This is a genomic window from Rhizobium sp. BR 362 (genome assembly GCF_036528765.1).
In the GTDB taxonomy this organism is placed as follows: Bacteria; Pseudomonadota; Alphaproteobacteria; order Rhizobiales; family Rhizobiaceae; genus Rhizobium.
On the sequence record NZ_JARWGH010000029.1, the window covers coordinates 50,061 to 60,466 of the forward strand.

Genomic DNA, 10,406 nt, shown 5'->3' on the forward strand with positions numbered 1-10,406 from the left:
ATATCAAGAGGGAAGTCACAATGCATATTAAGGGCCTTCTTCTCGGCTCCGCTGCTGCGCTCGCAGCAGTATCCAGCGCTCACGCAGCCGACGCCATCGTTGCCGCTGAACCGGAGCCGCTCGAATACGTTCGCATCTGCGACGCATTCGGTGCAGGCTACTTCTTCATTCCGGGCACCGAAACCTGCCTTAGGATCGGCGGCAAGGTTCGCACCGAGGGTCAGTGGAAGGATCCCTACAATCGCGACAGCAACTTCGGCACGAAATGGCATACCCGCGCAGAATTGAACGTCAACACGGCAACCGACACCGAATACGGCCCGCTGAAGACCGAAACCATCGTTCGTTGGGACTGGAATGACGGCGGCTCCACCGGTACGAACCTGCTATGGGCCTATATCAACCTTGGCGGCTTCAGCGTTGGCAAGCTTGACTCGCAATACAACCTGTTCATGGGATATGCCGGCGACGTCATTCAGGACGACGTGATCTATGACGGCCCGTACGAACTCAACCAGTTGACCTACAACTACGACGCCGGCAACGGCTTTACGGCGGTCATCTCGCTGGAAGACAGCAACTCCGGCACCACCAGCACCGCTTATGGCGGCGCCTGGCAGTTGTCCGAGGCTGACCACTATGCTCCGAACGTCGTTGCCGGTGCTGGCTACAAGGCTGGCGCTTGGCAGTTCCGCATTGTCGGCGGTTATGACTCCATCGTCGAAGAAGGCGCCATCAAGGCCCGTGTGGACACTGACTTCGGCGCCTTCTCGGCCTTCTTGATGGGCGGCTGGAACACCGATGGCGACAAGCTGAACCAGTATGCCGGTTCGAACCAGAACGTCTCCGCATGCACCACGTCTGACGGCGTTGTTCACGGCGCAGATTGCGGCTGGGGCGACTGGGCGCTTTGGGGCGGTGTTGGCGTTCCGATCAACGAAAAGCTGAAGTGGAACCTGCAGCTCGCCTACACCGACTCGAAGATCTTCGAAGCAACGACGAACGTGAAGTTCAACCCCGTCAAGAACCTGCTCATAGAGCCGGAAGTCACATACGTTCATTACGACCTGCCGGGCGATGACACCTTCTCCGGCATCCTTCGTTTTGAGCGCACGTTCTAATGCCTACCGCATTTGCCTGAACACCCACGAAGAATGACAGGTCCGCGCCTCCCCGTTGGGTCTTTCATTCGAGATGTCGGAACGACTAAAGGAAAACCCATGAAGAAGATCATCATGCTCGCGGCAATGGGAATGGTTTGCACCAACGCGATCGCCGGACCCATGTATAATTCCAAATCGATGACCTGTTCGTCGGTCCGCGATAAAATGGCGCAGGAAGGCACTGTGGTGCTGCAATATCCGTCAAGCCATCCGGGCCTTATGATGTACAATCGTTACGTATCGAATTCGATGTCCTGCCTCGGACAAGGAGCGATGGCCAGCGCCAGCGTTCCCACCAGCGACGATCCGAAATGCAAAATGAAGACCTGCAATTTCACCACCGGAAAAGGTCCGAATAAGAACCACTAGCGTATCCGTTTCCGTCCGGAATTGCGGAAAATAAAGAGATAGAGCGTTTCAGCGTTTCCATGAAAGCTGAAACGCTCAGACAACCGGTACGTCGAAGACTTCCCCTGCCCTCAGCGGCCTGAAGCGATCCGCCTCCACGCCTTCCTCCCGCAGCGCCGCATCCAGCGCCTTGACCGGCGCATCGATCGCCTCGTCGGTGAGCTGGAAGGTCGCGAAATGGTGGCCGGCGACGTGAGCGGCATTGCAGAGCTTCATGCCCTTGACCGCTTCTTCCGGATTCTGATGCTGGCCCTTCATGAACCAGCGCGGCTCATAGGCGCCGAAAGGCAGGATGGCGAGGCGGAAGCCACCATGCTTTTGCCGCGCCGCCTCATAATTCAAGCCGCCATGAAAGCCGGTGTCGCCGATATGGTAGATCTTGCCGGCGGGAGTCGTGATGACGAAAGCGGCCCAGAGCGCCATGCGGCGATCGCCGGTGCCACGCGCCGACCAGTGATGGCAGGGCTCGGCGTCGACGACCACCTTGTCGGTGACGCTGATGCGATCGCCCCAATCCATCGTCGCGATCCGCGCGTCGGGCGCCCCGCGGCGGATAATGGCATCATTGCCGAGCGGCGTGAGGATTTTCGGCGCATGCGTCTCGTGCAATCGCTTCAGCGTCGCGAGGTCGAGATGGTCATAGTGATTGTGCGAGACCAACACGAGATCGATCGGCGGCAAGTCTTCGAAGCGGATGCCGGGCGGAACCGCCCGCTTGGGCCCGATGAAGGTGAAAGGGCTCACGCGGTCCGACCACACCGGATCGGTCAATATATTGAGACCGGCCGCCTGGATCAGCATCGTGGCATGGCCAACCATCGTCACCCGCAATGCGTCGCCGAAAACACGGCTGTCGGGCTTCGCCGGCGGAAACAGGCTGACGACCGGACGCGGCCAACGCGCCCGCCCGCCGCCGAGTTGCCATTTCAACAGGTCCCGAAAACCACCCGGTTCCACGCCGTCTGGGTTGAAGAAGCGTAGCCCGTCGAAGTGATCGGAAATTGGACCTTGATAATAGGGGTTCGATGTCTTCCGGGAGCCGGATCTATCTGTCATGAATGCGCCGTTGGATTTTTCTGTTGGCGCAGATGTGGGGTAAACATCAGGCTTTTGAAAGCCTTTCCGCCCTCTTGGCTTGACTTTCCCAGCCGTTTCCTGTTTATCCCCGCCAATCTGCGACGAGCACAAGCCTCCGAGCCACCGACCGGGACCCGTTAAGGTATAAAGAGATCCCGGAGGTCCACACCCGACAGCGCGATGCGCCCTCGGGTGCTTTTTGGCTTTGCGTCTTGTTTTCGTCATGGAAAAGCACGACGTTTTCGGGCGAGGAACCGCGCAAGTTGCGCAAAGCCAATCCCAAGCGATCGATAAGGAAGAACCGATGTTTGAAAACCTCCAGGACCGTCTTGGTTCCATTCTGAATGGACTGACAGGCCGCGGCGCGCTTTCGGAAGCCGATGTTTCCGCAGCACTTCGCGAGGTTCGCCGCGCGCTTCTTGAAGCCGACGTGGCTCTGGATGTCGTACGCTCCTTCACCGACCGCGTCCGTGAAAAGGCCGTCGGCGCCGAAATCCTGAAGTCGATCAAGCCCGGCCAGATGGTCGTCAAGATCGTCCATGACGAGCTGATCGAAATGCTCGGCGGCGAAGGCGTCGGCATCGACCTCAACGCGCCAGCCCCGGTCGTCGTCATGATGGTTGGTCTGCAGGGTTCTGGTAAGACGACCACCACGGCGAAGATCGCCAGCCGCATGACGAGCCGCGACCGCAAGAAGGTGCTGATGGCCTCGCTCGACACACGCCGTCCGGCCGCGCAGGAGCAGTTGCGCCAGCTCGGCGTCCAGACGGGCGTCGATACGCTGCCGATCATCGCCGGCCAATCGCCGACCGATATTGCCGCTCGCGCCGTGCAGGCCGCCAAGCTCGGCGGCCATGACATCGTCATCCTCGACACCGCCGGCCGGACGCATATCGACGAGCCGCTCATGGTCGAGATGGCGGACATCAAGAAGAAGTCCAATCCGCATGAAATCCTGCTGGTCGCCGATAGCTTGACCGGTCAGGACGCCGTCAATCTCGCCCGCAATTTCGACGAGCGCGTCGGCATCACCGGCCTCGTGCTGACCCGCATGGACGGCGACGGCCGCGGCGGTGCCGCCCTTTCGATGCGCGCCGTCACCGGCAAGCCGATCAAGCTGATCGGTGTCGGCGAAAAGATGGGCGAGCTCGAGGAGTTTCACCCTCGCCGTATCGCCGACCGCATCCTTGGCATGGGCGATATCGTCTCGCTCGTCGAAAAGGCCGCCGAGAACATCGACGCCGAGAAGGCCGCTGCCATGGCCGCCAAGATGGCCAAGGGCAAGTTCGACCTGAACGATCTCGCCGATCAGCTCAGGCAGATGCAGAAGATGGGCGGCATGGGCGGCATCATGGGCCTGATGCCCGGCATGGCCGGCATGAAGGACAAGATGGCTGCCGCAGGGCTCAACGACAAGCTGTTCGGCCGCCAGCTCGCCATCATCTCGTCGATGACCAAGGCCGAGCGCGCCAATCCGGACCTTTTGAAGCATTCGCGCAAGAAGCGCATCGCTAGCGGCTCCGGCACCGATGCCGCCGACATCAACAAGCTTCTGAAGATGCACCGCCAGATGGCGGACATGATGAAGATGATGGGCGGCAAGGGCAAAGGCGGCATGATGAAGCAGCTCATGGGCGGCCTTGCCGGCAAGATGGGCCTCGGCGGCGGCATGGGTGGAATGGGCGGCATGCCCGATCTGTCGAACATCGATCCCAAGCAGTTGGAAGCCCTGCAGAAGCAGGCCGAAGCCGCCGGCCTCGGCCGTCCCGGCGGCATGCCGGGCGGATTGCCGGGTCTTGGCGGCGGCGGTGGTTTGCCGGGTCTCGGCGGCGCTAAGCTCCCCGGCCTCGGCGGTGGTTTCCCGGGATTGCCCGGTTTGCCGAAGAAGAAGTGAGAAGGATCGCGGACCCCCATGATTGATCCAGACGTCAAAGCCCAATTGGGCAACTACCGCCAGTCGATCGACAATATCGATGCCGCACTGGTGCACATGCTGGCCGAACGCTTCCGCTGCACCAAAGAAGTCGGCGTGCTGAAGGCCAAATACAATCTGCCGCCGGCCGATCCGGCGCGCGAGGAATACCAGATCGAACGCCTGCGCCGCCTGGCAAAGGATGCAAATCTGGACCCGGATTTCGCCGAGAAGTTCCTGAACTTCGTCATCAAGGAAGTCATCCGGCATCACGAACAGATCGCTGCTGATCTCAAAGCGTGATCCCGAAACGTGTGAAGCGGTTTTCGGAAGAGATCATGCGACACATAAAAGCAGCAGCGCGAAGTAACCATACCGCCCAAACGAAGCGGTCAAGAAAAGCCTAAGGAGTAAAGACATGGCACTGAAAATTCGTCTCGCCCGCGGTGGCTCCAAGAAGCGCCCGTACTATCACGTCGTCCTGGCCGACGCCCGTTCGCCCCGCGACGGCCGTTTCCTGGAGACCCTCGGCTCCTGGAACCCGATGCTTGCCAAGGACGACGCCAAGCGCGTTGAACTCAAGGCCGAGCGCATCAAGCATTGGCTCGACCACGGCGCCCAGCCGACCGATCGCGTTCTGCGCTTCCTCGCCGAAGCCGGCATTGCTACGCGCGAAGCCAAGAACAACCCGGAAAAGGCAAAGCCGGGCAAGCGCGCTCAGGAACGCGCTGCTGAAAAGGCACAGAAGGCTGCTGACGCCGCCGCTGCTGCTGAATAATCAGCCGCAACGCCTATTTGAAACGGGTGGCATGGCGACATGCCGCCCGTTTTTTGTTCCCATCGGCGAGCGTTCATCTTATGAGAGAACGCAATCGATCCTCTGGCAGTCGGCGCAGGACAATGACGAAACTTGAAAACCCGGTATTGATGGCCACCATCGGCGCCGCGCAGGGCCTGAGAGGCGAAGTGCGCGCCCGCGCATTTACCTCCGATCCCACAGCGCTCGGCGATTACGGTCATCTGCACAGCCTCGACGGCCGCACCTTCGAGGTACTGGAAATCCGTGAAGCCAAGAACGTGGTGATCGTCCGCTTTCGCGGCGTCAACGACCGCAATGCCGCCGAGGCGCTGAACGGGCTGGAGCTCTATATCGAGCGTGATAACCTGCCCGACGACGAGCTGGAGGACGACGAGTTCTTTTATGCCGATCTCGAAGGCCTGGAAGCCGTCGATGACAAGGGCACCGGCTATGGCACGGTCAGCGGCATCTACGATTTCGGCGCCGGCGACCTCCTGGAGCTGAAGGGCCCCGGCAAACGCCCGGTGCTCATCCCCTTCTCCGAAGCCGCCGTGCTGGAAATCGATCTTGAAGGCGGCAAGATCCTGATCGACCCGATGGCCGCAGGCTTGGTCGACAACCCAGACGATTTCCCGGGCAAGCCACCGAAGCGCTCCGGCAAAACAAAGAAATGACCCGGCCATGAGTTTCCGGGCAACCATCCTGACGCTATACCCCGAGATGTTTCCGGGCCACCTCGGCGTCTCGCTTGCCGGCAAGGCGATGGAACGCGGGCAGTGGTCGCTAGACACGGTGCAGATCCGCGATTTTACGACCGACAAGCACCGGACGGTCGACGACACGCCAGCCGGTGGCGGCGCCGGCATGGTGCTGAAACCGGACGTGCTTGCCCGCGCCATCGACCACGCCAGCGAAAACGACAATCGCCCCCGCCTATTGATGAGCCCGCGCGGAAAACCGCTGACCCAGAAGCGCGTTCGGGAACTCGCCGCCGGCGACGGCGTCATCATCGTCTGCGGCCGTTTCGAGGGCGTCGACCAGCGGGTGATCGATGGGCGCAATCTCGAAGAGGTCTCGATCGGCGATTACATTCTCTCCGGCGGTGAGCCGGCCGCCCTGATCCTTCTCGATGCCATCGTCCGCATTTTGCCCGGCGTCATGGGCAATGATCTTTCCGGCCTGCACGAAAGTTTCGAAGGCGGCCTGCTGGAGCACCCACAATACACGCGGCCGCAGGTCTGGGAGGGGCACGAGATTCCGGCGGTACTGACATCAGGCAATCATGGCGCCATCGCCAAATGGCAGAGGCAAGAGGCGGAAAAACTGACGAAGGAACGCCGGCCGGACTTGCTTGCTCAAACGCATGAGAAATAGCCGATCGCAGGCGATGAGAATGTCGAACCGACCTCATCGTTCTATCGCAATTTCACCCAATCAAAAGCGGTGCGTTCCTCGCTAATACCTCGGGGTAATTGATTGGACCGCGCCCCCTCACTATCATCCGCCTGCTTGAATTTGAACATGTGTCATTCCTCTCAAGGCATTCCAAACCTAAGGAGCTGAACATGAGCAATATGTTTGACATGAAGTTCGAGATTGTCGTCATCCCTGTGTCAGATGTCGATCGTGCCAAGCGCTTTTATGACGGGCTGGGTTGGAGGCTCGACGCCGATTTCGCCGCCGACGATGGCAGCTTCCGAGTCATCCAGTTTACGCCGCCGGGCTCCGGCTGCTCTGTCATCTTCGGCAAGAACGTCACCGCGGCGGCACCCGGCTCGGCAAAGGGTCTGTACCTGATCGTCTCCGATATCGAAGCCGCCCGCAAGGAACTGCTTGCCCGTGGCGCCGAGATTAGCGAAGTGTTCCACGATGCCGGTGGCGTTTATGCCGGCACGGACGAACCCTATTTGTTCGGACGGCTCCGGGTCAGCGGTCGGGATCCCGATCATCGCAGCTACCGTTCCTTCGCCTCGTTCAATGATCCGGATGGCAACGGCTGGCTATTGCAGGAAATCACGGCGAGACTGCCCGGACGCGTGGACGCCAACGCCACGACATTCACCTCGCCGACCGAGCTCGCAAGCGCGCTCCGCCGCGCCGAGATGGCCCATGGCGAGCACGAGAAGCGGATCGGTCAGCGCGATGAGGATTGGCCGAATTGGTACGCCGAATACATGGTCAGCGAGCAAGCCGGCAGGCGACTGCCGTCCTGAGTTGCGACGACGAGTCGTGGGACTTTGCCCAGGACGACGGCGCCGTTGCTAAATGACAGAAGCAGGGACGATAAAGCGGACGAAAGAACGCCCGCTGGATTTCATCGATCCGCCACGTCAGGCGTGGCGGATCGAAGCTTCCTGGCAGAAAGGCCCGACCGAAGCCGGGCGCAATATTACTTTTGCAAAGCGGCGGCAGCCGGCACGCCGCGCATCCTGAGCACGTAATAGACACCTCCGCCGATGGCGACGCCGAAGAACCAGCCGTAGGTCCCCCACCAATCCGGCAGAATGCTGGTGAAGGTCGGCAGGATCGACGAGAACAGGCCGCCGATGACGAAAGCGATCAAGGCGTTGACGTGCCAACCGCTCTGGAACTCGAACTCGCCTTTCTCCTGATAGAGCGCCTCGACGTTGAGCTGACCTTTGCGGATCAGATAGTAGTCCACCATCATGATGCCGAAGATCGGGCCCATGGTGGAACCGATGAAGTTGACGAAATGTGCGGCACCCGTCTCCCATGGCGCGAACGGATAAAGCACCAGCGCGATCAACGCCGCGATATAGCCGCCGCGCTTGAAGCTGATGTGCTTCGGGAAGACATTGGCGAAGTCGAAGGCCGGCGAGACGAAATTCGCCACGACGTTGATGCCGAGCGTTGCCACCGCGAAGGTGAGCGCCGCCAGCAATGCCAGGAACCAACTATCGAATTTTGCCGAGATCGCTTCCGGATGCAGCAGTACTTCGCCGTAAACGGCAAATGCTGCCGTCGTCGTTACGCCCGCAACGAGGCAGAATGCCAGCAGGTTGATCGGCAGACCCCAAAGATTGCCCGTGCGCAGAGTTTTCGTATCCTTGGCATAACGTGAGAAATCGCAGAAGTTCAAATAGAGCGCCGCGAAATAGGTGATCCAGGTCGCGGCGACTGCGGCGAGCGCGGCAAAGCTGCCCGGCTCACCCGGCACGCCGGCATCCTTGGTCTTGTCGAGCAGCACATCCCGCGGAATTTCGGCGCCGAAGGAGAAAGTGCCGGACTTCACCACCAGATAGACGGCGAGAAAAAGCATCATCACCCAGACGGCCGGACCGGCCCAGTCCTGGAACCTGCGCACCGTCTCCATGCCGTGCTGAATGATCAGCAACTGCAAGGCCCATACGATGATATAGCAGATGATTTCCAGCGTGGAATGGCCGAGCAAATGGCTGTTCTGATGGAAGGCAAGAATGCTGTCGTTGCGCGTCAGCAGTGCAACGATCGCACCCGAGGCAGCCGCCGTCTGCGCGCCATACCAGAAGCAGGCGACGACGGCGCGGACCAGCGCCGGTAGATTGGCGCCGAATGTACCGAACGAAGCACGCGCCAGCACCGGGAAGGGCACGCCAGTCTTGACGCCGGCATTGCCTACCAGGCTCATGAAGAAGAAGATCACCAGCGACCCGATGCCGATGGCGATAACAAAGTTGATGAAGCTGCCGCAGAGCAGAAAAAGACTGGCAGCGAGATAGTAGCCCCACAGGCTATGGACGTCTGAGGTCCAGACGTTGAAAATGCTGAAAGCTCCCCATTTCCGCTCTTCGGCTGGTGCCAGATCCTCGTTGTAAAGCGAGGGCGATGGATTATTCACTGTCATGACTGTCCCTTTTCTCAGTTCCCCTGGCGAAACTTTTTATCAGTTCCCCTAACGAAAGAAGTGTGCCGCACGACGTGAATTTTGACAATTATTTAAACGCTTCGGATATCGGCTTATTTTTTAGCCAGCGGACGGAGCACGTCCCTCAAAAGCGACGTCTCGCTCATGAAATTGGTCCATAAGGGGTGACAAAGCCGCAACAATAGGATATGTGCGCGCCCGGCATGGGAAATTTCCCATCAACCACCAAAGAAAAGCAGACGTATTCGCTCCTGCCTTTGCGGGCATATATCCAAGGCGAGACCTAAAGGTCCGACCAAAGATAGATCGTTCAGGGCGCTCTGGCTGTTGAACCAACAAAGAGGTTGATAACATGAACATCATTCAGCAGTTGGAAGCCGAACAGGCCGCCAAGATCGAGGCCAAGCGTACCCTTCCCGAGTTCTCGGCTGGCGATACCGTCCGCGTCAACGTGAAGGTCACGGAAGGCAACCGTACCCGCGTTCAGGCCTATGAAGGCGTCTGCATCGCCCGCTCCGGCGGTGGCCTGCAGGAAAACTTCACCGTCCGCAAGATCTCCTACGGCGAAGGCGTCGAGCGCGTATTCCCGGTCTATTCACCGATGATCGAAAGCGTCGAAGTCGTTCGCCGCGGTAAGGTCCGTCGCGCCAAGCTCTACTACCTGCGCGACCTGCGCGGTAAGGCAGCCCGTATCGTCGAAAACACCGGTACCCGCGCCCGCAAGCTCAACGATTCCGAGCGCCAGGCCGTTGCCGATGAAAAGGCTCGCGTCGAGGCTGAAAAGGTTGCCGCGGCTCAGGCTCTCGCAGCCGAAAAGGCAGCAGCAGAAGCCGCCGAAGCAAAGGCAGCAGCCGAGGCCGCTGCAGCCGCCGCGGAATCGGCAGCAGAATAAGCTTTCCCCTCGGATTGCAGAGATTAAGGCGGCCTTCGGGCCGCCTCAGACTGCTGACAAACCCCTGGCTTCGTCCAGGGGTTTGTGATTCATAGGGACATGTTGAAGAAACCTGCTGCTGAACAGACGGCGCTCGAGATGGTAACACTCGATCAGCTGGTTCCGAAGGATCACTTGCTTCGCAAGATTGATGCGGTGATCGACTTTTCTTTCATCCATGATCGTGTTGCCGGGCTTTACTGCCCCGACAACGGCCGTCCTCCACTTGATCCGACGCTGATGTTCAAGGC

Annotated in this window: 11 protein-coding genes and 1 pseudogene; 10 read left to right on the top strand and 2 right to left on the bottom strand. The window is 59.9% G+C overall.

Going from position 1 to position 10,406, the window contains the following annotated elements; genetic code table 11:
- Positions 1–20 precede the first annotated feature (20 nt).
- Entirely contained in the window at positions 21–1,121 is a 1,101-nt protein-coding gene (locus QDY28_RS24570) for a porin (RefSeq protein WP_331384100.1), read from the top strand.
- A 99-nt stretch (positions 1,122–1,220) separates the two neighbouring features.
- Positions 1,221–1,532: a hypothetical protein gene (locus tag QDY28_RS24575; RefSeq protein WP_331384101.1), complete on the top strand. Its 312-nt coding sequence runs from the start codon at positions 1,221–1,223 to the stop codon at positions 1,530–1,532.
- A gap of 75 nt (positions 1,533–1,607) precedes the next feature.
- Here the strand turns inward: QDY28_RS24575 and QDY28_RS24580 are convergent, their stop codons facing one another.
- A complete protein-coding gene (locus QDY28_RS24580) occupies positions 1,608–2,627 on the bottom strand; it encodes an MBL fold metallo-hydrolase (protein WP_331384102.1) in 1,020 nt (339 codons plus the stop codon).
- Between the two features lie 325 nt (positions 2,628–2,952).
- Here QDY28_RS24580 and ffh point away from each other — a divergent pair, with 325 nt between their 5' ends.
- From ffh to QDY28_RS24610, 6 genes are all read left to right on the top strand, one after another.
- Complete coding sequence (gene ffh, locus QDY28_RS24585) at positions 2,953–4,542, top strand: signal recognition particle protein (protein ID WP_331384103.1); 1,590 nt, start codon at positions 2,953–2,955, stop codon at positions 4,540–4,542.
- An 18-nt stretch (positions 4,543–4,560) separates the two neighbouring features.
- Positions 4,561–4,863, top strand: coding sequence for a chorismate mutase (locus tag QDY28_RS24590; protein WP_028751355.1), 303 nt, complete (start codon positions 4,561–4,563; stop codon positions 4,861–4,863).
- Positions 4,864–4,978: 115 nt separating this feature from the next.
- Positions 4,979–5,338: a 30S ribosomal protein S16 gene (rpsP, locus tag QDY28_RS24595; protein ID WP_331384104.1), complete on the top strand. Its 360-nt coding sequence runs from the start codon at positions 4,979–4,981 to the stop codon at positions 5,336–5,338.
- 122 nt (positions 5,339–5,460) lie between these two features.
- Complete coding sequence (gene rimM / locus QDY28_RS24600; RefSeq protein WP_331384105.1) at positions 5,461–6,033, top strand: ribosome maturation factor RimM; 573 nt, start codon at positions 5,461–5,463, stop codon at positions 6,031–6,033.
- A 7-nt stretch (positions 6,034–6,040) separates the two neighbouring features.
- Entirely contained in the window at positions 6,041–6,733 is a 693-nt protein-coding gene (trmD, locus tag QDY28_RS24605) for a tRNA (guanosine(37)-N1)-methyltransferase TrmD (protein ID WP_331384106.1), read from the top strand.
- 191 nt (positions 6,734–6,924) lie between these two features.
- Entirely contained in the window at positions 6,925–7,572 is a 648-nt protein-coding gene (locus tag QDY28_RS24610) for a VOC family protein (protein ID WP_331384107.1), read from the top strand.
- Between the two features lie 176 nt (positions 7,573–7,748).
- Here the strand turns inward: QDY28_RS24610 and QDY28_RS24615 are convergent, their stop codons facing one another.
- The gene (locus QDY28_RS24615; RefSeq protein WP_331384108.1) at positions 7,749–9,203 is read right to left on the bottom strand and encodes an NCS1 family nucleobase:cation symporter-1; all 1,455 of its coding nucleotides are present in this window, start codon (positions 9,201–9,203) and stop codon (positions 7,749–7,751) included.
- Positions 9,204–9,576: 373 nt separating this feature from the next.
- Here QDY28_RS24615 and rplS point away from each other — a divergent pair, with 373 nt between their 5' ends.
- Both rplS and QDY28_RS24625 read left to right on the top strand, forming a co-directional pair.
- On the top strand, positions 9,577–10,116 hold the full coding sequence (rplS, locus tag QDY28_RS24620) for a 50S ribosomal protein L19 (protein ID WP_331384109.1): 540 nt from the start codon (positions 9,577–9,579) through the stop codon (positions 10,114–10,116).
- Between the two features lie 99 nt (positions 10,117–10,215).
- Positions 10,216–10,406, top strand: a pseudogene (locus QDY28_RS24625) (IS5/IS1182 family transposase); the annotation flags it as partial.